The following is a 20,382-nucleotide window of genomic DNA, read 5'->3' as shown; positions in this document are numbered from 1 at the left end:
CGGCGGAGTACGGGAGGTCCCGGTCGGCGCGGAGCCCCTCCACGGGGGTGGGGGGCTCTGGAGCCGATCGGCCGGGGTCACCTTCCGCGTTCCGCGCCGCCGAGGAGCGTGCGGCTGCCCGCCCCCGTGGCCAGGCGGAGCACGTGTTCCAGTGGGCCGCGGCGCAGTGGGCTGTCCGCCCAGATCCGCTGCCAGGCCCACGTCAGGGCCAGCGCCGCGCCGCTGAAGGCCAGCCAGGCGGACCAGGACGCGGCGCCGTGCGCCGGACCGGCCAGCACCAGCGCGTGGACCACGTAGGCGCTCAGCGCCATCGCCCCGAGCACCGCCAGTGGCCGCAGCAGGCGCGCGCCCGGCCGGTGCCGGGAGGCGAGCGCGCACAGGCCGATCAGGGCGCACCCCACACCCGCGTTGCCGAGGGTCTCCAGCGGGGTCTGGCTGTACGGATCGGCCAGCAGCAGCCAGTCCCAGGAGGTGCTGGGCACGGCGCCGAACTGCCCGGCCAGCACCTCCCGTACGGGGTCGGCGGCGGCCAGGGCTTCCGGGTGGTGGAGGGCGATCGCCTCCAGCAGCCGCTGCCGGGACCCGAACACGTGGGAGGCGAGCCAGGCGGAGCCGTATCCGGCGACCGCGGCTGCCGTGCCCCACCCCGCCATCCGCCGGGCCGCCGCCCGCTCCCGCACGTCGAAGAGCCGGGCGAGGGCCATCCCCGCCAGGACGTACGGGAAGTAAGTGGCCAGCGGATACGCCCCGGTGAGCAGCAGCTCGCACACCACCGTGCCCAGCCCGGACCAACTCGCCAGGTCGGCGGCCTCCGGGACCAGGCCCCGCCCGGACGACCCGTACCCGAGGACCGGGCCCAGCAGGTACGACAGCAGCGGACCCGCCACCACGGAGCCGCCCGCCACGGCGGCGAGCACCGGTGTTGACAGCCGGGTGAAGGGCTCGGCGGCCAGGAAGTACACGGCGAAGAAGGCCAGGATGACCAGGATCCCGGGCCACAACGAGGCCAGGAGCAGCCCGAGTACGGCGAGCACGGCGCACCGGATCAGCAGCGGACGCCAGCGCCGGTCCCAGCCGTCGGGCTGCCGCTCCGCGTCCGGGCCGCGCTGGGCGAGGACCAGGGAGAAGCCGGCGAGGAGGGTGAAGAGCGCCGGGGCGCGTCCGTCGGCCGCGACGAGTACGTAGCCGGCGCCCTCGGGCTGCGGGCCAGGACCGACGTGCACGGCGAACATGCCGAGGACGGCGATACCGCGCACGGCGTCCACCCCGGCCAGCCGGCCGCCGCTCCCGCCGGCTGCCGGGGCTACGAGTGAAGCCGCGGCCTCCGTGGGGGAAGCGCGTCGCATGGAGGTCTCTCCTCGGTCCGGCCGGCGCGTGCGGTGACGTGGTCGGACCGGCGGTTTTCATGCCGCCAGTCCGCCAGCGGAAGGTACCAAGGACGGCATAACCGCGTAATAAGGAGGTATAGGGGTGGCAAAGGCGAGGGTCGGAGGCCGCGGCGCGCGGGCCGCCGTAACCCGGGGGCCGCGCCCGCTGTTGCACAGTCGGCGGGTCCACCCACGGTGAACGGAGTCCGATGCCGCAGCTGACCGACCAGGGCGCGATCGACCAGGCCGAGATCGATCAGGAGACCGATCAGGCGGAGACCGATCAGGCGGAGGCCGATCAGACCGCGATCGATCGGGCCCTGACCGAACGGGCCGCGTGTGACCGGGCCGCGCGGGACGATCACGAGCGGGCGGGCACCTGGATGACCCCCGCGGAGTACGGCGCCTCGCGCGCCGCCGTGTGGACCGCGGCCGTCGTCCTCATCACCGACACCGACGGCCGGGTCCTCGTCCAGAGCGTCGACTACCGCGCCGACCGGCTGCTCCCCGGCGGAGCCGTGGACGCGGGCGAGGCCCCCTCCGCGGCCGCCGCCCGCGAGCTGCGCGAGGAACTCGGCATCGACGGCCACTACCCGCGGGGCCTCGCCGTGGACTGGATCCCGGCCGACACCCCCGGCTTCCCGCCCGAGATGCGCTTCCCCGGCGAGATCCTGCACGTCTACGACGGCGGTACCTGGACCGCCGAGCGGATCGACGCCGTCCGCCTTCCGGAACAGGAGGTCCTCGGCATCCACTTCGCCGAGCCGGCCGACCTGCCCGCCCTGATGGACGCGGGTGACGCCCGCCGCGCCCTGTCCGCCCTGCGCTCCCGCGTCAACGGCTCCGGCACCGCCCTGCTGGAGGACGGCCGGCCCACCGCGCCCACCGCCCTCGACCGGCTCGGAGTGCTCCGCACCCGGCGGACCCCGCAGCACGGCACCTGGCACCCGGGTCCGGTCCCGGCGCAGCTGCCCGTACGGGACCACCGCGGCTGGCTGTTCGGCCCCGACGGCCGGGTCCTGCTCCTGATCGCCCGGGCCAACGGTGCGGCCCGTCTGCCGCCCCCGACGGCCGGACCGTCCACCGGGGCCGTCCCGCTCGGATACCGGCACGTCGGCCGGGGCGCCCACGCCCGTACCGCGGCCCGCCTCACCGGCCTCCCGCCGGCCGCGGACCCGTCGTACGCCCGGCTGCTGGCCACTCCCGAACAGGTCCGCGAACTGAGCGACTGGGGCCCGGCCGGCGCGGACGAACTCGCGGCGGTGCACACGGCCCGCGCCCGGCTGTCCCTCCCCGTCCCCACCCGGACGCCGCCCACGGAACTCCCTGAGGACGGCGTGCGCTGGTGACGCGGGCGGGCCCCGTCCCGGCCTCGGCGGCCGCCATGATCGGGAAATCCGGCGCCAGCCGTCCCCGGTCCCGCAGCATGGGGCCATGAGCGACAGTGCGATCACCTACACCCTGTACATCCAGGCCGATCCCGCCCGGGTCTGGCAGGCTCTCACCGACCCCGCCCTCACCCGCCGGTACTGGGGCCTGAGCTTCGAGACCGACTGGGCGGTGGGCTCGGCGATGGACTGGGTCGAGCGCGGGGCCCGCACCAGCGACCCCGAACAGGTGGTCCTCGACTGCATCCCGGACCGCGTGCTCTCCTACACCTGGCACACCTTCACCCCGCAGTGGGCGGCCTCGGTCGGGATCGCCGAGGAGCTGCGGGCCGAACTGGCCGAGGAGCGGCGCACGAAGGTGACGTACGAGATCGAACCGGTCGGCGAGACCCTGGCACGGCTGACCATCCTGCACGAGGGGTTCGAGCCCGGCGGCACCCTGATCGGCATGTGCGGGCGGGCCTGGCCGATGCTCGCGTCGAGCCTCAAGACCCTGCTGGAGACCGGGGCTCCGCTGCCCGAGCCCGAGCACGAGGGCGGCCAGGGTGCGGGCGGTCACGAGGCGCACGAGGCCCGTCAGGACCGCCGGACGCGCGAGGAGTGACCGGCGAGGCGGAGAGCAGGCGCCCCGGCGGATCCGGCGCCGCCGGTTCTCCGCCGTCCCCGGTTCTCCGCCGGCCCCGGCCGAACGGCCCCGTACCGCACCTGAGATCATGTGTAGCAACCACGAATCGGGAGCGCGGACATGGCACGCGAGCGGCAGGGCTGACGGCATGGGACAAACGCTGACGGAGATCCTGGACGCGGCGGCCGAGGGGCGGTTCCCGCCCCCGGACGGCGGCACCACCGTGGTCCCGCAGGAGAACCGGCGCGACGCGGGCGTCATCGCCTTCACCGCGCACTCCGTGGTGTTCACCGACGAGGACCCCGACTGGGTGCGGTCCACCCTCGCCGCCCTCGACTGCGACGCGCTCGCGGCCACCATGAACCCCCGCTTCCTGGCCGCGCTGCTGGACCGCACCGGACGCAGCACCGACACGATAGACCTGCTCACCGTCGCGGGCCCGTTGTCCGGCGAACCCCCGCTGGAGCTCAGGGAGATGGCCGACCCCGACCACCCCCGGGTACGGCGGGCCCTGAGGCGCCGCGACGACGTACGGGTCTGGTCGGCCGACGGCGGAGTCCTCGTCCTCGGCCGCGGAGTCGCGGGCCGCTGGGAGACGGCGATCGAGGTGGACGAGGGCGTCCGCCACCGGGGACTCGGCCGGGAACTGGCCCGCGCCGCCCGCCACCTCGTCCCCGACGGGCAGCCGGTCTGGTCCCAGCAGGCCACCGGCAACGCGCGCAGCATCCGCGCCTTCCAGGCCGCCGGATACCGGCCGGTCGGCGCGGAGTCCCTGCTACTGGCCCCGGCAGGCTGAGAACGCCCTGACGGCACCCTGACGACCGGCCGTTCACGGAGGTCGTGTGGAATGGGTGCCATGGGGAGAGGAAAGAAGCAGCAGCGGCCCGCCATAGGCATGCCGGAGCGGGTCCTGGTCCTGCCGGTCGCGGGTGGCTGGGCGCAGTCGATCGCCGGCGTCGGCTGCGGCCGGCCGAACCCGGCCGTCGTCGATGCCGACCAGGCGAAGGCCACCGCCACCGCGACCGTGACCGCCATCGCGCGGGAGTACCACGGGCTGACCGTGGAGGTCGACTGGGAGCCGCTGCCGGACGGCGGCTGGGCCGGGCGCGTGCGCGAGGGCGTCGCCCGATGAACCGTTCCGACGCCGCCACGCCCCCGGAGCACTGGCGCTACGGCCGCCACCTGGAGGCGCTGTCCGTCGCGCCGGGGGAGAGCGCCGAAGCCGAGGCCGTGGCAGCCGTGCTGCGCGATCCCGATCCGGTGATGGCCGAGAGCGCCGTGGTCACCCACCTCGACCGCAGGGCGGCGCGGCTGCTCGCCGACGAGGCCTTCCCCGCCTGGGCCCGGGCGATGGCCGACGCGCTCGCGGGGCGGGCGTTCCCCGAGCGCCGGCTGCGGGAGTGGATCCTGCTCAAGGCCATCACCCGGGGCGAGCCCTGGTCCGCCGCGGAGCTCACCGCGGCCTCCGACTGGTGCCAGCGCACCGCCGCCCAGTCGCTCACCTCGTACGAGGCCCTGCGCCTGCTCGCCGCCGGCGCCCGCACCCGCCGCGTCCGCAACGCCGCCGCGGTCCGCCTGCGCAGGCGGACCGCGGTCTGAAACGGTGAAACGGCCGGCCGCGGCAGCGCCGCGGCCCGGCCGTCAGATGCCCCGGCGGACCCGGGCCGCGCGGCGGGCCTCGGCCTGCTGCCGGGCCTCCACCGTCTTGCGGGACTCCTTGCCCTTCCCTGGCCGGCCCGGCCGGGTGCCGATACCGCGGAAGCCGAGGTCCGAACCCGAGGGCCGGCCCTTGGCGTCGGTCGGCGCGGAGCCGGCCAGCGGCACCCCGGGGGCGGCCTTGGCGCCGGTGATCCGGCTCAGCGCCGCCTCACCGGACCGCACCTGCGTGATCGTCGGCCGGATCCGGGCGTCGGCCATCAGCCGGACGATGTCCCGGCGCTGGTTCGGGGTGACGAGGGTGACGACCCGGCCGGTCTCGCCGGCGCGGGCGGTGCGGCCGCCCCGGTGCAGGTAGTCCTTGTGGTCGGCGGGCGGGTCCACGTTGACCACGAGGTCGAGGTCGTCGATGTGGATGCCGCGGGCGGCGACGTTGGTCGCGACCAGGACGGTGAGGTCCCCGGTCTTGAACTGGGCCAGGGTCCGGGTGCGCTGCGGCTGCGACTTGCCGCTGTGCAGGCCCTCCGCCCGTACGCCCATGGCCCGCAGGTGCTTCACGAACTGGTCGACCCCGTGCTTGGTGTCGAGGAACATCAGCACCCGGTTGTCCCGGGCCGCGATCTCGGTCGCCGCCGAGATCTTGTCGGCCGCGTGGATGTGCAGCACGTGGTGGTCCATCGTGGTCACCGCGCCCGCCTGCGGGTCGACGGAGTGCGAGACCGGGTCCTTCAGGTACTGGCGCACCAGCTGGTCCACGTTGCGGTCCAGGGTCGCCGAGAACAGCATCCGCTGCCCCGCGTGGTGCACCTGGTCCAGGATCTCGGTGACCTGCGGCATGAAGCCCATGTCGCACATCTGGTCGGCCTCGTCGAGCACGGCGATCTTCACGCGCTCCAGGTGCACGTCCCGCCGCCCGACCAGGTCGCTGAGCCGCCCCGGGGTGGCCACCACGACCTCGACGCCGGTGCGCAGGGCGCTCACCTGCCGCCCGATGGACAGCCCGCCGACCACGGTGGCCATGCGCAGCTTCAGGGCCGCCGCGTACGGCTCCAGCGCCTCGGTCACCTGCTGCGCCAGCTCGCGCGTCGGTACGAGGATCAGCGCCAGCGGGCGCTTCGGGTCCGCCTGCTGTCCCGCCGTACGCGCCAGCAGGGCCAGGCCGAAGGCGAGGGTCTTGCCGGAGCCGGTCCGCGCGCGGCCGAGGACGTCCCGCCCGGCCAGTGCGTTCGGCAGCGTCGCGGCCTGGATGGGGAAGGGCTCCTTGACCTCCAGGGAGGCCATGGTCGTCACCAGCTCAAGGGGCAGGTCGAGCTCCGAGAACGACTGCACCGGCGCCAGGCCCGGCACCTTCGGCTCGTGCATCGTGAACTCGCCCTGCGGCCCGATGCTCCGGGGGGTCTTGCCGCCGGACTTGGCTCCGGTCCGGGCACCGCCCTTCGCACCGAAGCGTCCGTGAACTGACGGGTTCCTCATGCAGGGCCTTTCGAAGCAAGAAGCAGATGAGAAGAAGTTGGTCAACCGCCCATGGTACCAGCGGGGCCTAAGCCTCCCCGGTGTCCAGCTCCCCGGAGCGCACCTGGGCGCAGTGGGCGCGGACCTCGACCGCGGCCCGCTCGAACCAGTCGGCGATCACGGCGACCTCGTCGGGGGTGTAGTCGGCGAACAGGGCGCCGAGCCGGTCGTAGAACGGCTGGTAGACCGCGACGACCCGGGCGGCGGCCTCGGGCTCGGCCACCACCCGTACCCGGCGCCGGTCGGCGGGGTCCGGCCGGCGCCGCGCGTACCCCGCGCGTTCGAGGCGGTTGAGGACCCCGGTGACGGCGCCGGTGGTGAGGTCCACCAGCTCGGCGAGGTCACCGGCGGCCAGCGGGGCGTCCCCGGCTCCCAGGATGTGGCCCAGGCAGGTCAGGTCGGTGACGTTGAGCCCGAGCCGCTGCGCCACCTCCTGCTGGCCGACGATGCCCAGGGCGACGTACTGGTCCATGCGCGACATCGCCTCCGCGGCCGTGGCCGGGGGGCGGGGCTTGCCCTCCACGCAGATACTCCTTAGCATCTAAGTTACTTAGCTCGTGAGATAAATGAATTCTCTCTCCGAGCCTACTGCCGACCGTCCGACCAGGGAGAACCATGAGCGCGCACGGCCACGTCGATCTCGGCCACACGGTGGCCGGCTGGACCGGTACCACCCTGGCCCTGCTGGGCTTCGCCGGAGCGGGCGCCGCCGTGTGCGCGGCCTGGACGCCCGGGATCTGGCTCGGCCTCGGCATCGTCGCCGTGGCCGGGATCGTCACCTGGCTGCTCCACCTCGCCGGATGGGGCAAGCCGAGCGGCCCCCGCCCGGAGGCCGACTGGGACTGGCGCACCCGTGACACCACCGCCCACACCGGGCACGCCGACTGCCTGGGCTGCAGGGTCAGCGGACCGCGCCGAGCCGCCGTAGCAGCCCCTCGGCCTCGATCCGCCGTGTCGTTGCCCGCTGCGGATAGCAGCGCATGAACATGCGGGTGAAGTGCTCCCCGTAGTGGATCTCGGTGTCGTCCCCCGGCTCCGGCCGCAGCGGCCGGACCACGGCGTCGAAGCGCGGCTCGTGGAAATAGGCGAGCGTGTGGCGCTCCCGGTCCGCGAGCCGCACCTTGTGCGGGGTCGACAGCAGCGCGCCGCCCGTCAGGAACTGCAGGATGTCCCCGGGAAACACCGTCAGCACCCCGGGCGCGGGGGTCACGTACGACCAGCCGGGGGAGTCCTGGGCGAAGCCCGCCGTGCTCTCGCCGGGCAGCCAGTTGCGGGGGCGGCGCTCGCCGGCCACCGGAGGGCGCACGAAGAGCCCGCCGACCTCGTCCTGCGCGGCGATCACCAGCAGCCCGTAGTCGGTGTGCGCGCCGATGCCGCGCTCCGTCGTGCGCGAGGCGGCCGGGAAGCGCAGCACCCGCATGTGGTGCCAGCCGCCGCGGGTCAGCCCGGCGAGCCGGTCGACACCGGCCGGCCCCAGCCCGATGCCGGGGCCCAGCCCGAGCGCCACCAGCCGCAGCAGCCGCTCGCCGAGCGTCCCCACCCCCGCGAGGTAGGCCTCCATGGCCGCGCGGTAGCCGGGATCGGGCCAGGGCACCGGCCCGTGGCACGGCAGTCCGCGCCCGGCCGTCAGGTCCGGGGTGATGGTGAAGATCTCCGACGCGTCCCGCTCGCCCGCGGTGACCTCCTCGCCGGAGGCGATGTAGCCGCTGTACGAGGTGTCGTTGACGTACGCCGCCTTCTGCGCCGGCGGCCGGGCGAAGAACCGGCGGCTCGCCGCCAGCGCCTCACGTGTCCGTGCCCGCTGCCCGGCGTCGGCCGCGACCTGGAAGATCCCGTCGCGCTGCCAGGCGGCCGTCATCGCCCGGCCGAGCGCCTCGTCCGCCGCCGTCCCCGTCACCCGGTCGGGCACCCTGAATGTCGCGAACCCGCTCATGTCCGTCCCCTCTCGAAGGCCTTCCGGAAGGCCTCCGGAAGGAGCTGCTCCCCCTTTTCACGGACAGACCGACCAGAAGTTCGAATGCGCGCCGCGCCACGGTTGGCCGCGTTCAGCGTGTGCTGTAAGGGACCGTTGGGCAGGATCGAGACGGCCGCATATGCGGCCCGCAGTGGAACGTTGAGAAGGATCAGCCAGATGGCAACAGGCATCGTGAAGTGGTTCAACTCGGAGAAGGGGTTCGGGTTCATCCAGCAGGACGACGGCGGCCCGGACGTGTTCGTGCATTTCTCCGCCATCGCGACCACCGGCTTCAAGTCGCTGGAGGAGAACCAGAAGGTCGAGTACGACGTCACCCAGGGCCCCAAGGGCCCGCAGGCAGAGCAGGTGGTCCCCCTCCAGTAGTGCCGCTTCACGAGCCCGGCCCGTGAGCTGAGCCCCGCCGGTCCCCGGCGGGGCTCTGGCACGTCCGGGGCCCGGACCGTTCCCCTACCCGGCCCGGTGGAGGGCCAGGAGCAGGCGCCACAGGTGGTCCGCCAGGGCCGGTGGACCGGCGGGGACGGCGCCGTGCAGCCAGTCCGCGAGGACGCCGGTGAAGGCGGCGGCCACCGCCGAGGCGACCAGCTCCGGGCGCGGGGCTCCCACGGCCGCGCGCTCGGCGCGGGCGCGTTCGCGCAGCTCCCGGTGGAGGCGGTCGCCGAGCGGGCCGCCGCCGCCCGGGAGGAGCAGGGTGCGGTAGAGCGGCCCCCGCTCGGCCGCCCCGGCCAGGAAAGCGGCCAGTTCGGCGGGCGGCCGCACCGGGGGCAGCGCCGCCGGGCCGGTCTGCCAGGCGTGCAGGGCGTCCACCGCGGCGTGCACCACATCGGCACAGGCGTCGACGGCCAGCGCGGTGAGGTCCTCGTAGTGCAGGTAGAACGTGGCCCGGCCGACCCCGGCCCGGCGGACCACCGCCGCCACGCTCACCTCCCCGAGCGGTGTGGTGGCGCACTCCGCGAGCAGGCTCTCCCTCAGTCGCGCCTTCGTCCGGGCCGTGCGCGGGTCCGGTGCGCGGGAGTCCGCCGGGCTCACGCGGCCAGCAGCGCCGCGCCGAGGGCGAGGGCGCCGGGCAGGGCCTGTGCGACGAGGATCCGCCGGTTGGCGGTCGCGGCCCCGTACGCCCCGGCGACGATCACGCAGACGAGGAAGAAGACCTGCGTGGCGAGCGAGTCGATGACGAGCGACCAGATCAGGCCGGCGGCCAGGAAGCCGTTGTAGAGGCCCTGGTTGGCGGCGAGCGGCGCCGTGAGACGGGCGGTGTCGGCGTCGAAGCCGGACAGCGCGCGGCCGGGCGGGCGCTGCCACAGGAACATCTCCAGGACCAGGAAGTACACGTGCAGCGCGGCCACGAGGCCGATCAGGATCTGAGCGACCGTGTGCATGGCCGCCTCCACTTCTGGGGCTGAATGGGGGACTGCAGGGGACGATATTTCCTGGACGACTGTACAGGAAATAGCGCCGGCCCCGTTGCCCCGTTGCCCCGTTGCCCCTTGGCCTGCTCCCGGGCTCAGAGATGGGCGTCCAGGAACGCCCGGAACTCCTCGCGCGTCATCGGGCCCGCCTGGCTCGCGACCGCCTCGCCGTCCTTGATGAGCACGGCGGTCGGCGCCGCGGTCACCCCGTAGCGCCGGGTCGGCTCGGGGCACCGGGTCATGTCGGTGCGGACGGCCGTGAACCGCGTCCCGTACTCCTCGGTCAGTTCCCCGACCACCGCGTCCATCGCCCGGCAGGCCTCGACGGCCTTCGGCCAGCTGCCGCAGAAGTAGGCGAGAACGGGCCCGGTCGTCATCGACAGGATGAAATCGAACTCCTGGTTCTCCAGTGGCTGGTGCACCCGACGTGCCATGCGTGTCGCTCCTCGCTCGTACGCCCCCTCGATCGGGAGGGCGGCCCCCATCATCGCCGCATTGTCAGTGGCGCCTGTGAAGCTGATCCGCATGGACGACAGGATGCTCCGGCGCCGGGTCTACGGCGCCGACCACGAGGACCCCGACCCCGGCCCGCGCCCCGACCGCGCATACGGCGAACTGGTCGGCGGGCCGCTCGACGGGCTGCTCCTGGACATCACCGGCTGGAGCGCGCCCCAGCTCGCCGAGGAGGCCGGGCTCCCCACGGAGATAGGTCGCTACGGAGCGGGCGGCCGCGCCCACTACCGCCGCCGCGCCGGGGATCCGCGCCACTGGGACTGGACGGGTGACAGCCGCTGACGTCCGGTGGCCGTCCCCGGAAAATCTTCGAAGAATTTCCCGGGAGCTGTCGATCGGGGCGTCTCCCGTTCGACGCAGGGGTGAGAGGCGGGGACAGCCCCCGCCCTCCCGACCGAGGAGTCACCATGCCGCGCTTCCTGACGCTGATCCGCATCAATGAGCAGGAGCTCACGACCGACACCGAGTTCCCGCCTGAGTTCCTGCAGAACATGGGCGCCTACATGGAGGAGATCGCCAAGGCCGGGGTCCTGCTCGACACGGCCGGGCTGCTCCGCACCCCGGAGGGGACCCGGGTCAACTGGTCCGGCGGGAAGATCAGCTACACCGACGGCCCCTTCACCGAGACCAAGGAGGTCGTCGGCGGCTACACCCTGATCCAGTGCAAGGACAAGGCCGAGGCCCTGGAGTGGACCAAGCGGTTCCTCGAGATCCACCCGGCCGAATGGAACGTCGGCGCCGAGGTCCGGGAGGTCGAGGAGATGTGATCCCGGGGCGTCAGGCCGTCTGGCGCCGCGTTTGCCCTGGCTCGTCACGGCTGCTCTGATGGGTGGCCGTGACGGCAGTGAGTGCGGCCCAGGCGGTCGAAGCGGTGTTCAGGATCGAGTCAGCGCGGATCATCGCCGGCGTCGCCCGGATCGTGCGGGACGTCGGCATCGCCGAGGAGATCGCCCAGGACGCCCTGGTCGCGGCGCTCGAACAGTGGCCGGAGTCCGGCGTCCCCGAACGGCCGGGCGCCTGGCTCACGGCCACCGCCAAGCACCGCGCCATCGACCTCGTCCGCCGCAAGGAGACCTACGCGCGCAAGCTCGCCGAGGTCGGCCGCACCCTGGAAGACGTGCCGCCGCCGGCCGAACCGGCGGACCCCGATGACATCGACGACGACCTGCTGCGCCTGATCTTCACCTCCTGCCACCCCGTCCTGGCCACCGAGGCCCGGATCGCGCTCACCCTGCGCCTGATGGGCGGCCTGACGACCCAGGAGATCGCCCGCGCCTTCCTGGCCTCCGAACCCGCCGTCGCCCAGCGGATCGTGCGGGCGAAGCGGGCCCTCGCCAAGGCCGGGGTCCCCTTCGAGGTCCCGTACGGAACCGACCGCGAGGCACGGCTCTCCTCGGTCCTCGAGGTCATCTACCTGATCTTCAACGAGGGCTACTCGGCCACCGCCGGGGACGACCTCCTGCGCCCCGCCCTCTGCGAGGACGCGCTGCGCCTGGCCCGCGTCCTGGAGGGCCTCATGCCCCGGGAACCCGAGGTGCACGGCCTCGCCGCGCTGCTGGAGTTCCAGGCGTCCCGGACCGCCACCCGCACCGGACCCGACGGGGAACCGGTGCTGCTCGCGGACCAGAACCGGTCCCGGTGGAACCGCCTGCTCATCGCCCGCGGCGCCCGGGCCCTGAGCCGCGCCGGCAACGGCCCGTACTCCGTGCAGGCCGCCATCGCCGGCTGCCACGCGGCAGCCGTCCGTTACGAGGACACGGACTGGCCGCGGATCACGGCGCTCTACGGCCGGCTCGTCCGGCTGATCCCCTCGCCGGTGGTCGAGCTCAACCGGGCCGTCGCGGTCTCGATGGCCGAAGGGCCGCAGGCGGCCCTGCCGCTGGTCGACGCCCTGGCGGAGGAACCGGCCCTGAAGGCATACCACTTGCTGCCGTCCGTACGGGGCGACCTGCTGGAGCGGCTCGGCCGGCCGCAGGAGGCCCGGGCGGAGTTCGAGCGCGCGGCCTCGCTCACGCGCAACGCGCAGGAGCGCAACCTGCTCCTGCGGCGCGCGGCCCGCCTCTGAGCACGGGACGACGACCCCCGGCCTCCGGGGTCAGCGGCGCCGGGCGTACGCGGCCACGTCCAGCGGGGTGCCCACCTGCCGCCGCGGCGGGGTCAGCGCGATGGGCCGGCGGAAGCCGCCGGAGCGGACGATGTCCTGGAGGGTGCGGCGCAGCACCTCCTGGAAGTCGCCCATGGTCCGGCGGGCCGCCGGGGTGTCGACGTAGATGGAGTTCATGTGCAACCCGTCCGTGTCCCGCTGGAACCAAGAGCAGGCCCCGTTGGCGCGCGCCGACCACACGTGCGTGGTGGGCCGCCACTCCTCGTGGCGCTCGGCGCCCGGGCACTTGCGCATGTCGATGTACGAGAAGAAGTTCACCGGATGCGGCCAGGAGCGGGCGGCGAACTCCTTGGGCGCCAGCAGCTCCCATGCCCGCACGAAGGGCACGTCGACATGGCCGATCATCTCGCTGAAGCCGGCCCGCACCGAGGCCATGACCTGGGCGAAGTCGCGGCCGGGGGAGGCGTCGAACTCGATGGGCATGGTGTTGACGAACCAGCCCACCGAGTTCGTCCAGGTGTCCCGGCCGCGTTCGCTGACCGGCATGAGCCCCCGGTAGACGCCCGGCCCGCCGGCCTCGCGCAGGCAGACGGCGACGGAGGCGAGCACGCCCATGAAGGGCTTGCCGCCGACCGTCAGGCAGGTCTTCTCGAAGACCTCGGCCTCGCCGGCGTCCAGCAGCAGGGAGGCCTCGTTGACGATCGGGTACATCCGGTCGGGCTCGACACCCAGGTCGAGCGGGAAGCGGGGGAAGAACTCGCCGGCCGGGCCCATGAAGGCCTTCCAGTAGTCCAGGCGTTCGTCACGGGCGTCGATCGACAGGTAGCGGCGGCGCTGTTCGTCGGCGAAGTCGAGGTAGCTGGGGGCGGGCGGCAGTTCGACGTCCTCGCCGCGGCACAGGCCCTCGTACGCGGTCATCACCTCGCGGGCGACGATCGGCATCGACATGCCGTCGCAGACGATGTGGTCGAAGGTGAGGTACACCGTCGCGGAGTCGTCGCGGATCACCGCGCCCATGATGAACAGCGGCCAGGCGAGGGTGTCGATGCTCTGCTGGAACCGTTCGACGAGGAATCCGTTCAGCAGCTCGGCGGTCTCGAAGGTGCCCACGTCCAGGGGGTCGAGGGCGAGTCCGGCGGGGTCGAAGGGCTCGCAGGCCAGCTCGCCGGCCAGCCGGCGGAAGGCGCACCGCAGCACCTCGTGCCGCCGGACGAAGGAGAGCAGGGACTGCGCGAGGGCCTCCTCGTCGAGCGGGCCCGTCACCTCGAAGGTGACCGCGACCCAGGACGCGACCGGGTCGTCGGCCGCCCGGCTCTCCTCGGCGACGGTGAAGTGCTTGTCCTGGTTGAAGGACGCCTTCCTGCTCGCCGGATCGTCCGTGCCGCCGGCCTCCGCCGCCGTGGACCGGAGCCGCCACTCGACCACCCGGCCGGGCGCCACATGGTGCATTTCCAGAGGAAACTGCCGCATACCGTCATCCCTTCGTCCCCCGGATCAACCCCCCAGGCCCTAACGACCCCTGGCCCGGGGAAGTGACGAACCACTTGCCCCGGGCCGAACGGCGGGGGCCGGAGAGGGGGATCGCAGGGAGCCGTGACGAAAGTCGATCAGCGGTCGCCGGTACGCCGTTCCAGGGGCGTTGCTACTGCCGAGTTGCTCACACTGAAAGTCACGCTGCCGACCCGGTAGCGGTCGTCGGACCACTCGATCGGGCGACCGGTCGCCGTGGCGGAGACGTGCCGCTGGCGCAGCAGCGGGCTGCCGCGCCGCACCGCCAGCAGCCGGGCGTCCTCGCTGCCGGCGGGTAGGGCGTCGATGAGGTGTTCGCCGTAGTGGGCGACGACCCCGGAGTCGTCCGCCAGCCGGTCCATGATGGAGCGGCAGTCCTCCGGCATCGCCTCCACGGCCGCCGCGACCCAGTCGGGGTAGGCCGTCCGCTCGACCATGGTGGGCTCCCCGTCGAGCAGGCGCAGCCGCAGCACCGCGAGGACCTCCGCGCCCGGTGCCACCGCGAGCCGCTCCGCCTCCTCGGCGGTCGCGGGCCTGCGCGTGCGGGACAGGAAGCGGCTGGCGGCCTCGTGCCCGACCCCCTCGGCCCACTGGGCGAAGCTGTTCAGCTCGCCGAAGCTGTGCCTGCGCTCATGGCGCAGAACGATCCTCCGCGCGCCCTGCCGGGAACCGATCAGGCCCTCGGCGGCGAGGGTGGCCACCGCCTGGCGGACCGTGCCGCGCGACGCGGACCACCGGGCCGCCAGGTCGCTCTCCGAGGGCAGCTGGGAGCCCACCGGGTGCTCGCCGGAGAGGATCGCCCGGCGCAGCGCATCGGCGATCTCCAGATATCGGACCGTGCCCATGCCCTTCGCCCCCTGGTCGGTGTGTACGGATCACCCCGTCGATTCTGCACTCATGATCATTCCAACATGCCCTGTCACGACGTATTCCGGTCATTCTCATCTCTTCGTCGAGCCGTGCTCCCGGGGACAGGTCCCGTTCACCGTCCGTACAGCGGGCCCGGGCGAACTGGTGCCAACTTGTTCAGACAAGTGAACCCACCCTCGTCTCCGGGAGAGACCGTGCTCAGTTCCTCCGCCCGTCGCGGTGCGGCCGTACTGCTCAGCGCCGCCGTACTCACCACGCTCAGCGCGTGTGGTGCGGCACCCGACCAGAAGTCCGGTGGCGCCGGCGCCACCAAGACCGGCGTACAGCCGGGCGCCGCGGCCTCGGTGGCCGACTTCGGCTCGATGGAGGCCCTCGTCGCCGCCGCCCAGAAGGAGGGCAAGCTCAATGTGATCGCGCTGCCGCCGGACTGGGCGAACTACGGCGAGATCATCAAGGCCTTCGAGGCCAAGTACAAGATCAAGGTGAACAGCGAGAACCCGGACGCCTCCAGCGCCGACGAGATAGCCGCCGTCAAGTCCCGCAAGGGCCAGGACCGCGCCCCCGACGTCCTGGACCTCGGCATCGCCTTCGCCCGCAGCGGCGCCGCCGAGAAGCTCTTCGCCCCGTACAAGGTCACCGCCTGGGACAAGATCCCCGGCTCCCAGAAGGACGCCGACGCCCGCTGGTACAACGACTACGGCGGCTACGTCTCCATCGGCTGCGACGCGGCCCGCATCACCACCTGCCCGAAGACCTTCGCCGATCTCCTCAAGCCGGAGTACAAGGGCAAGGTCGCCCTCAACGGCAACCCCACCAAGTCCGGTTCGGCCTTCGGCGGCGTCTACGCGGCCTCGCTCGCCAACAAGGGCTCCTTCGCGGACATCCAGCCGGGCATCGACTTCTTCGGGCAGCTGAAGAAGAGCGGGAACTTCATCCCGGTCGAGTCCACCCCGGCCACCGTCGAGAAGGGCGAGACGCCCATCTCCATCGACTGGGACTACCTGAACGCCGGCTACGCCGAGCAGTTCAAGGGCAAGGGCGTCGACTGGAAGGTCACCGTCCCCGCCGACGGCGTCTTCGCCCAGTTCTACTCGCAGGCCATCAACGTGGACGCCCCGAACCCGGCGGCCGCCCGCCTGTGGATGGAGTTCCTCTACAGCGCCGAGGGCCAGAACCTCTGGCTCAAGGGACACGCCCGCCCGGTGCTGCTGCCCGTCATGACCGAGGACGGCACCGCCGACAAGGACGCCGTCACCAAGCTCCCGCAGGTCCAGGGCACCCCCGCCTTCCCGGCCTCCACGGAGCTCGACCGGGCCAAGGCCACCCTCGCCGAGAAGTGGGACAAGGCACTCTCCTGATGTCCACCTCCGACTCACACGCCGCCGGCGGCACCAGCCGCCGGCGGCGCGGCCCGCGCACCTGGCTCGCGGCCCTCCCGCTCCTCGTCTTCACCGGGCTCTGCTTCGGCATCCCCCTCGGCGCCATGGCCTTCGGCGCGGTCACCCGCACCGACCAGGCGAGCGGCGCCACCCGGCTGACCGGCGAACACCTCACGCGCTCGCTCCAGGGCCCCTACCTCGGCTCCCTGGTCGGCAGCGTCCAGCTCTCCGCCCTCACCGCACTCGTCGGCGGAGTACTCGGCGTCGTGATCGCCCAGGCCGTGGTCACCTCCCGCTCCAAGGGACTGCGCAGCGCGGCACTGACCGCCTCGGGCGTACTCGCCAACTTCGGCGGCGTACCGCTCGCGTTCGCCTTCATCGCCACCGTCGGCATCTCCGGAGTCGTCACCCAGCTCGCCGACCTCGGCAGCCTCGGCTGGAACCTGTACTCCTTCACCGGCCTCACCGTGGTCTACCTGTACTTCCTGATCCCGCTGATGGTGCTGGTGATCGCCCCGGCGCTGGACGGACTGCGCCCGCAATGGCGCGAAGCCGCCCAGAGCAGCGGGGCCACCGGATGGCAGTTCTGGCGCCACGTCGGCCTGCCGGTGCTCGCCCCCTCCCTGCTCGGCGGGTTCGTGCTGCTCTTCGGCACCGCCTTCGCCGCCCACGCCACGGCCGCGGCCCTCGTCGGCGGCTCCGTACCGCTCGTCACGCTCAAGATCGCGGACGCGCTGTCCGGGAACGTGCTCACCGGCCAGGAGAACGTGGCGCTCGCCCTCGGCCTCGACATGATCCTGATCGCCGGCCTGGTCATGGCGGTCTACCTGCCCCTCCAGCGACGGAGCGCCCGATGGCTGCGATGAACCCACCCGCCCCGCCGGCCGAGCTTCAGGCGGACGACCGCACGGACCGGACCCCGCGAGGAGCCTCCCGGGACCCTGCCCCGGCCCCCGCTTCCACCCCGCCCGGCACCCCGGCCCGCCGGCGCCGCGGCCCCCGCCGCCCCGGGATCTGGCGCGGAGCCGTCCTCGCCCTCGCCGGCGTCTACTTCCTCGGCCCGCTCCTCGCCTCCTTCGTCTTCACCGTGCACGTGCCCGGCCAGGGGATCACCTTCGAGGCGTACAGCGAACTGCTCTCCGCCGACGGGTTCACCGAGAGCCTGCTGCTCTCCCTCGGCCTCGCCGCCGCGACCATCGCACTGTCGCTGCTGCTCGCCGTGCCCGCGCTGGTGGCCGTACGCATCGGCTCCCCGCGGCTGCGCCCGGTCGTCGAGGTGATGTGCATGCTGCCGCTGGTGGTGCCGCCCATCGCCCTGGTCACCGGAATATCCACGGTGCTGCGCTGGGGCCCGGAACACCTGTCGAGGACCCCGCTCTACCAGACCTTCATCGCCGTCCAGAACGAGAAGTTCCCCCTCGTCCTGGTCTTCGCCTACACGGTCCTGGCACTGCCCTTCGTCTACCGTTCGCTCGACGCCGGCATGCGCGCCGTCGACGTGCCGACGCTCGTCGAGGCCGCCCGCAGCTGCGGCGCGAGCTGGCCGTACGTCGTCCTGCGCGTGCTCCTGCCGAACCTGCGGGCCTCGCTCGCCGGCGCCGCCTTCCTCACCCTGGCCCTGGTGCTCGGCGAGTTCACCATCGCCTCCCTCCTCGGGTTCCAGCCGTTCGCCGTGTGGATCGTCTCGATCTCCGGAGCCCAGGCCCGCATGTCGGTGGCCGTCTCCATCCTCAGCCTGCTCATCACCTGGCTGCTGCTGATCGCCCTCTCACGGGCGGGGACCACCCCCTCCACCGCCGCGGCCGCCCCCGCCACCACCTCCCGCAAGGAGTCCTGACCCCCATGCCCACCACCCTCCCCGCGGCCGGGAAGCCGGCGGACCGCACCGCCCCCGCGGACCGCACCGAGCAGACGGGCGGCGCGCGCGTCGAATTCCGCGGCCTGCGCAGGGCGTTCGGCTCCACCGTCGCCCTCGACGGACTCGACCTGACCGTCGAGCCCGGCGAACTCCTCGCCCTGCTCGGCCCGTCGGGCTGCGGCAAGACCACCGCCCTGCGCGTCGTCGCCGGCTTCGAGCAGCCCGACTCCGGCGAGGTCCTCGTCGACGGACAGGACATCACCCGGGTCCCGGCCAACCGCCGCGACGCCGGCATGGTCTTCCAGTCGTACAGCCTCTTCCCCAACCTCAACGCCCGCGACAACGTCGCCTTCGGACTGCGCGTCCGCAAGGTCGGGGCGGCGCAGCGCCGCGAACGCGCCGCCGAACTCCTCGACCTGGTCGGCCTCCCCGACCACGGCGACCGCTACCCGCACCAGATGTCCGGCGGCCAGCAGCAGCGCGTCGCGCTCGCCCGAGCCCTGGCCCTGCGCCCGCGCGTACTGCTGCTCGACGAGCCGCTCTCCGCGCTGGACGCCAAGGTGCGGTCGAACCTGCGCGAGGAGATCCGCCGCCTCCAGCTCTCCCTCGGCCTCACCACCGTGTTCGTCACCCACGACCAGGAGGAGGCGCTGTCGATGGCCGACCGCGTCGCCGTCCTCAACGCCGGCCGGCTGGAGCAGTGCGCCGCCCCGGCCGAGCTGTACGACCGCCCCGCGACCCCCTTCGTCGCCGAGTTCGTCGGCACCATGAACCGGCTGCCCGGACGCCTCGCCGACTCCGGCCTGGTGGAGGTGGCGGGAGCGCGCCTGCCGGTGGACGGCCCGGTCCCCCCGACCCCGGACGTGGAGGTCCTCGTACGGCCCGAGAACGTCACGGCGACCGCCGACGCCCAGGGCGCGGCCACCGTGGTCTCCGCCTCCTTCTTCGGCTCAGTGACCCGGCTCCACCTGGAACTGCCCGGCGGGGTACCGGTCAAGGCCGACCTGCCCTCGCGGGACGCGGGAGCCCTGGTGCCCGGTGCGCGGGCCGCCGTGGGACTCGCCGAGCGGCCCGTGCTCGTCGTGGCCAGGTCCGTGTGAGCGCCCTCGCCGCGGTCCTCTTCGACATGGACGGCACCCTGGTCGACACCGAGGGGCTCTGGTGGCGGGCCACGGAGGAGGTGGCCGAGGGCCTCGGCCACCGGCTCACCGACGCGGACGCCCCCGAGGTGGTCGGCCGCGCGGTGGAGGACACCGCCGCACACCTCGTACGGGTCTCGGGAGGGGGAGACCCGAACGAGGTGGGGGCGGCCCTCACCGACCACTTCTTCCGCCGGGTGGAGGAAGGGGCGCCCATGCGGCCAGGTGCCCAGCGGCTGCTGACCGCGCTCGCGGCGCAGGGCGTGCCCTTCGCCCTGGTCAGCGCGTCCCCGCGGGTGGTCGTGGACTCGGTGGTCGGCGGCTCGCTCGCCCATGTCCCCTTCGCGTTCACCCTGTCAGCCGACGACACGACCCGGACCAAGCCGCACCCGGACCCGTACCGGGCGGCGGCGGAACGGCTGGGTCTCGCACCGCAGGCGTGCGTGGCGGTGGAGGACTCGCCGGACGGCGCGGCCTCCGCGGAGGCCGCCGGCTGCGGGGTCCTGGTCGTGCCCTCGCTGCTGGCCGTCCCCGCGTCACCGATGCGGGTGTTCGCCCGCTCCCTGGAAGAGGCCACGCCCGAACTCCTGCGGAGCTGCCTGCCGGCCGCCTCCTAGGCCGTGTCGGGCCGGGGGATGCCGCGGTCTCCCGGCGCGGCGCCACTGCCGGGGCTCCGCCCCGCACCCCGCGCCTCAAACGCCGGCGAGGCTGGAGTGATGCGGCAAAGCCGGAGGCGGGCTGGATGGTGCGGCTCAAAGATCGGGGCTCCGCCCCGCACCCCGCTCCTCAAACGCCGGAGGGGCTGGATTTTGGTGCGGCGAGGCTGAAGTTGGCGGGGCCGGGCTGGAGTGATGCGGTGGGGCTGGGTGTGCGGCGGGGTTGGATGGTGCGGCTCAAGGATCGGGGCTCCGCCCCGGACCCCGCTCCTCAATCGCCGGAGGGGCTGAATATGGTGCGGCGAGGCTGGATTTGTGCGGCGTAGCCGAATGGTGGCAGGGGCTGGGATCGGACCGGGCCGGTTGGGGCGGGGTCGGGTGTGTGTCGGGGTGATCCCCGCAGGGCGCCGAACGCCTCGGGGCTC

24 protein-coding genes are annotated in these 20,382 nt (G+C 73.4%); 15 read left to right on the top strand and 9 right to left on the bottom strand.

Annotation, left to right across the window (positions count from 1 at the left end; genetic code table 11):
• Positions 1-77 precede the first annotated feature (77 nt).
• Positions 78-1,346 (bottom strand): DUF418 domain-containing protein, encoded by a 1,269-nt coding sequence (locus tag AB0D29_RS16370; protein WP_362854748.1) that lies wholly within the window; start codon positions 1,344-1,346, stop codon positions 78-80.
• A gap of 230 nt (positions 1,347-1,576) precedes the next feature.
• On the opposite strand from AB0D29_RS16370, the gene AB0D29_RS16365 reads away from it, so the two are divergent.
• The 5 genes from AB0D29_RS16365 to AB0D29_RS16345 all read left to right on the top strand — a co-directional run bounded on the left by AB0D29_RS16365 (position 1,577) and on the right by AB0D29_RS16345 (position 4,979).
• Entirely contained in the window at positions 1,577-2,716 is a 1,140-nt protein-coding gene (locus AB0D29_RS16365; RefSeq protein ID WP_362854746.1) for an NUDIX hydrolase, read from the top strand.
• Between the two features lie 85 nt (positions 2,717-2,801).
• Entirely contained in the window at positions 2,802-3,359 is a 558-nt protein-coding gene (locus AB0D29_RS16360; protein ID WP_362854745.1) for an SRPBCC domain-containing protein, read from the top strand.
• A gap of 169 nt (positions 3,360-3,528) precedes the next feature.
• Complete coding sequence (locus AB0D29_RS16355; protein WP_362854744.1) at positions 3,529-4,176, top strand: GNAT family N-acetyltransferase; 648 nt, start codon at positions 3,529-3,531, stop codon at positions 4,174-4,176.
• Between the two features lie 60 nt (positions 4,177-4,236).
• Complete coding sequence (locus tag AB0D29_RS16350; protein WP_362854742.1) at positions 4,237-4,512, top strand: hypothetical protein; 276 nt, start codon at positions 4,237-4,239, stop codon at positions 4,510-4,512.
• Entirely contained in the window at positions 4,509-4,979 is a 471-nt protein-coding gene (locus AB0D29_RS16345; RefSeq protein WP_362854741.1) for a hypothetical protein, read from the top strand. The genes AB0D29_RS16350 and AB0D29_RS16345 overlap by 4 nt, the downstream gene beginning before the upstream one ends.
• A gap of 42 nt (positions 4,980-5,021) precedes the next feature.
• Here the strand turns inward: AB0D29_RS16345 and AB0D29_RS16340 are convergent, their stop codons facing one another.
• Together AB0D29_RS16340 and AB0D29_RS16335 are read right to left on the bottom strand one after the other, a co-directional pair.
• Positions 5,022-6,398: a DEAD/DEAH box helicase gene (locus AB0D29_RS16340; RefSeq protein WP_362855115.1), complete on the bottom strand. Its 1,377-nt coding sequence runs from the start codon at positions 6,396-6,398 to the stop codon at positions 5,022-5,024.
• Positions 6,399-6,576: 178 nt separating this feature from the next.
• Positions 6,577-7,071, bottom strand: a complete 495-nt coding sequence (locus AB0D29_RS16335) for a MarR family transcriptional regulator (protein WP_362854740.1) — start codon at positions 7,069-7,071, stop codon at positions 6,577-6,579.
• Between the two features lie 92 nt (positions 7,072-7,163).
• Here AB0D29_RS16335 and AB0D29_RS16330 point away from each other — a divergent pair, with 92 nt between their 5' ends.
• Complete coding sequence (locus AB0D29_RS16330) at positions 7,164-7,532, top strand: HGxxPAAW family protein (protein WP_362854739.1); 369 nt, start codon at positions 7,164-7,166, stop codon at positions 7,530-7,532.
• Here the strand turns inward: AB0D29_RS16330 and AB0D29_RS16325 are convergent.
• Positions 7,450-8,481 carry a 2-oxoglutarate and iron-dependent oxygenase domain-containing protein gene (locus AB0D29_RS16325; RefSeq protein ID WP_362854737.1) on the bottom strand — a complete coding sequence of 344 codons (1,032 nt, stop codon included), beginning with the start codon at positions 8,479-8,481 and terminating at the stop codon, positions 7,450-7,452. The genes AB0D29_RS16330 and AB0D29_RS16325 overlap by 83 nt on opposite strands.
• Positions 8,482-8,679: 198 nt before the next feature.
• On the opposite strand from AB0D29_RS16325, the gene AB0D29_RS16320 reads away from it, so the two are divergent.
• A complete protein-coding gene (locus AB0D29_RS16320) occupies positions 8,680-8,886 on the top strand; it encodes a cold-shock protein (RefSeq protein WP_362854736.1) in 207 nt (68 codons plus the stop codon).
• A gap of 84 nt (positions 8,887-8,970) precedes the next feature.
• Here AB0D29_RS16320 and AB0D29_RS16315 read toward each other — a convergent pair whose 3' ends face one another.
• The 3 genes from AB0D29_RS16315 to AB0D29_RS16305 all read right to left on the bottom strand — a co-directional run bounded on the left by AB0D29_RS16315 (position 8,971) and on the right by AB0D29_RS16305 (position 10,363).
• Positions 8,971-9,549 carry a TetR/AcrR family transcriptional regulator gene (locus tag AB0D29_RS16315; protein ID WP_362854734.1) on the bottom strand — a complete coding sequence of 193 codons (579 nt, stop codon included), beginning with the start codon at positions 9,547-9,549 and terminating at the stop codon, positions 8,971-8,973.
• On the bottom strand, positions 9,546-9,899 hold the full coding sequence (locus AB0D29_RS16310; protein WP_362854733.1) for a DUF1304 domain-containing protein: 354 nt from the start codon (positions 9,897-9,899) through the stop codon (positions 9,546-9,548). The genes AB0D29_RS16315 and AB0D29_RS16310 overlap by 4 nt, the downstream gene beginning before the upstream one ends.
• Positions 9,900-10,024: 125 nt before the next feature.
• Positions 10,025-10,363 carry a thioredoxin family protein gene (locus tag AB0D29_RS16305; RefSeq protein ID WP_362854732.1) on the bottom strand — a complete coding sequence of 113 codons (339 nt, stop codon included), beginning with the start codon at positions 10,361-10,363 and terminating at the stop codon, positions 10,025-10,027.
• Between the two features lie 91 nt (positions 10,364-10,454).
• Here AB0D29_RS16305 and AB0D29_RS16300 point away from each other — a divergent pair, with 91 nt between their 5' ends.
• From AB0D29_RS16300 to AB0D29_RS16290, 3 genes are all read left to right on the top strand, one after another.
• The gene (locus AB0D29_RS16300) at positions 10,455-10,724 is read left to right on the top strand and encodes a hypothetical protein (RefSeq protein WP_362854730.1); all 270 of its coding nucleotides are present in this window, start codon (positions 10,455-10,457) and stop codon (positions 10,722-10,724) included.
• A 125-nt stretch (positions 10,725-10,849) separates the two neighbouring features.
• Positions 10,850-11,209 carry a YciI family protein gene (locus AB0D29_RS16295; RefSeq protein WP_362854729.1) on the top strand — a complete coding sequence of 120 codons (360 nt, stop codon included), beginning with the start codon at positions 10,850-10,852 and terminating at the stop codon, positions 11,207-11,209.
• Positions 11,210-11,286: 77 nt separating this feature from the next.
• Entirely contained in the window at positions 11,287-12,507 is a 1,221-nt protein-coding gene (locus tag AB0D29_RS16290; protein ID WP_362855113.1) for an RNA polymerase sigma factor, read from the top strand.
• A gap of 30 nt (positions 12,508-12,537) precedes the next feature.
• On the opposite strand, the gene AB0D29_RS16285 is transcribed toward AB0D29_RS16290, so the two are convergent.
• The gene (locus AB0D29_RS16285; protein ID WP_362854727.1) at positions 12,538-14,016 is read right to left on the bottom strand and encodes a condensation domain-containing protein; all 1,479 of its coding nucleotides are present in this window, start codon (positions 14,014-14,016) and stop codon (positions 12,538-12,540) included.
• 137 nt (positions 14,017-14,153) lie between these two features.
• Positions 14,154-14,900, bottom strand: coding sequence for a GntR family transcriptional regulator (locus AB0D29_RS16280; RefSeq protein WP_362854726.1), 747 nt, complete (start codon positions 14,898-14,900; stop codon positions 14,154-14,156).
• 219 nt (positions 14,901-15,119) lie between these two features.
• Here AB0D29_RS16280 and AB0D29_RS16275 point away from each other — a divergent pair, with 219 nt between their 5' ends.
• Genes AB0D29_RS16275 through AB0D29_RS16255 form a run of 5 tightly spaced genes read left to right on the top strand, consistent with a single transcriptional unit; the run spans position 15,120 to position 19,918 of the window.
• A complete protein-coding gene (locus AB0D29_RS16275) occupies positions 15,120-16,283 on the top strand; it encodes an extracellular solute-binding protein (protein WP_362809523.1) in 1,164 nt (387 codons plus the stop codon).
• Positions 16,283-17,170, top strand: coding sequence for an ABC transporter permease subunit (locus AB0D29_RS16270; RefSeq protein ID WP_362854725.1), 888 nt, complete (start codon positions 16,283-16,285; stop codon positions 17,168-17,170). The genes AB0D29_RS16275 and AB0D29_RS16270 overlap by 1 nt, the downstream gene beginning before the upstream one ends.
• Positions 17,158-18,141, top strand: coding sequence for an ABC transporter permease subunit (locus tag AB0D29_RS16265; RefSeq protein ID WP_362854724.1), 984 nt, complete (start codon positions 17,158-17,160; stop codon positions 18,139-18,141). The genes AB0D29_RS16270 and AB0D29_RS16265 overlap by 13 nt, the downstream gene beginning before the upstream one ends.
• Positions 18,142-18,146: 5 nt before the next feature.
• Complete coding sequence (locus AB0D29_RS16260; protein WP_362854723.1) at positions 18,147-19,262, top strand: ABC transporter ATP-binding protein; 1,116 nt, start codon at positions 18,147-18,149, stop codon at positions 19,260-19,262.
• Positions 19,259-19,918 carry an HAD family phosphatase gene (locus tag AB0D29_RS16255; RefSeq protein WP_362854722.1) on the top strand — a complete coding sequence of 220 codons (660 nt, stop codon included), beginning with the start codon at positions 19,259-19,261 and terminating at the stop codon, positions 19,916-19,918. The genes AB0D29_RS16260 and AB0D29_RS16255 overlap by 4 nt, the downstream gene beginning before the upstream one ends.
• Positions 19,919-20,382: the final 464 nt, after the last annotated feature.

It is taken from the genome of Streptomyces sp. NPDC048424, assembly GCF_040651555.1.
In the GTDB taxonomy this organism is placed as follows: domain Bacteria; phylum Actinomycetota; class Actinomycetes; order Streptomycetales; family Streptomycetaceae; genus Streptomyces.
The sequence above is the reverse complement of the archived record's forward strand: the minus strand, read 5'-3'. Positions and strand labels throughout refer to the sequence as shown.

What these genes read in the sequence shown, in the direction of transcription:
- AB0D29_RS16370 (WP_362854748.1), bottom strand. Translation starts at nt 1,346, where the DNA reads ATGCGACGCGCTTCCCCCACGGAGGCCGCGGCTTCACTCGTAGCCCCG.
- AB0D29_RS16365 (WP_362854746.1), top strand. Translation starts at nt 1,577, where the DNA reads ATGCCGCAGCTGACCGACCAGGGCGCGATCGACCAGGCCGAGATCGAT.
- AB0D29_RS16360 (WP_362854745.1), top strand. Translation starts at nt 2,802, where the DNA reads ATGAGCGACAGTGCGATCACCTACACCCTGTACATCCAGGCCGATCCC.
- AB0D29_RS16355 (WP_362854744.1), top strand. Translation starts at nt 3,529, where the DNA reads ATGGGACAAACGCTGACGGAGATCCTGGACGCGGCGGCCGAGGGGCGG.
- AB0D29_RS16350 (WP_362854742.1), top strand. Translation starts at nt 4,237, where the DNA reads ATGGGGAGAGGAAAGAAGCAGCAGCGGCCCGCCATAGGCATGCCGGAG.
- AB0D29_RS16345 (WP_362854741.1), top strand. Translation starts at nt 4,509, where the DNA reads ATGAACCGTTCCGACGCCGCCACGCCCCCGGAGCACTGGCGCTACGGC.
- AB0D29_RS16340 (WP_362855115.1), bottom strand. Translation starts at nt 6,398, where the DNA reads ATGCACGAGCCGAAGGTGCCGGGCCTGGCGCCGGTGCAGTCGTTCTCG.
- AB0D29_RS16330 (WP_362854739.1), top strand. Translation starts at nt 7,164, where the DNA reads ATGAGCGCGCACGGCCACGTCGATCTCGGCCACACGGTGGCCGGCTGG.
- AB0D29_RS16325 (WP_362854737.1), bottom strand. Translation starts at nt 8,481, where the DNA reads ATGAGCGGGTTCGCGACATTCAGGGTGCCCGACCGGGTGACGGGGACG.
- AB0D29_RS16320 (WP_362854736.1), top strand. Translation starts at nt 8,680, where the DNA reads ATGGCAACAGGCATCGTGAAGTGGTTCAACTCGGAGAAGGGGTTCGGG.
- AB0D29_RS16310 (WP_362854733.1), bottom strand. Translation starts at nt 9,899, where the DNA reads ATGCACACGGTCGCTCAGATCCTGATCGGCCTCGTGGCCGCGCTGCAC.
- AB0D29_RS16305 (WP_362854732.1), bottom strand. Translation starts at nt 10,363, where the DNA reads ATGGCACGTCGGGTGCACCAGCCACTGGAGAACCAGGAGTTCGATTTC.
- AB0D29_RS16300 (WP_362854730.1), top strand. Translation starts at nt 10,455, where the DNA reads ATGGACGACAGGATGCTCCGGCGCCGGGTCTACGGCGCCGACCACGAG.
- AB0D29_RS16295 (WP_362854729.1), top strand. Translation starts at nt 10,850, where the DNA reads ATGCCGCGCTTCCTGACGCTGATCCGCATCAATGAGCAGGAGCTCACG.
- AB0D29_RS16285 (WP_362854727.1), bottom strand. Translation starts at nt 14,016, where the DNA reads ATGCGGCAGTTTCCTCTGGAAATGCACCATGTGGCGCCCGGCCGGGTG.
- AB0D29_RS16280 (WP_362854726.1), bottom strand. Translation starts at nt 14,900, where the DNA reads ATGGGCACGGTCCGATATCTGGAGATCGCCGATGCGCTGCGCCGGGCG.
- AB0D29_RS16270 (WP_362854725.1), top strand. Translation starts at nt 16,283, where the DNA reads ATGTCCACCTCCGACTCACACGCCGCCGGCGGCACCAGCCGCCGGCGG.
- AB0D29_RS16265 (WP_362854724.1), top strand. Translation starts at nt 17,158, where the DNA reads ATGGCTGCGATGAACCCACCCGCCCCGCCGGCCGAGCTTCAGGCGGAC.
- AB0D29_RS16260 (WP_362854723.1), top strand. Translation starts at nt 18,147, where the DNA reads ATGCCCACCACCCTCCCCGCGGCCGGGAAGCCGGCGGACCGCACCGCC.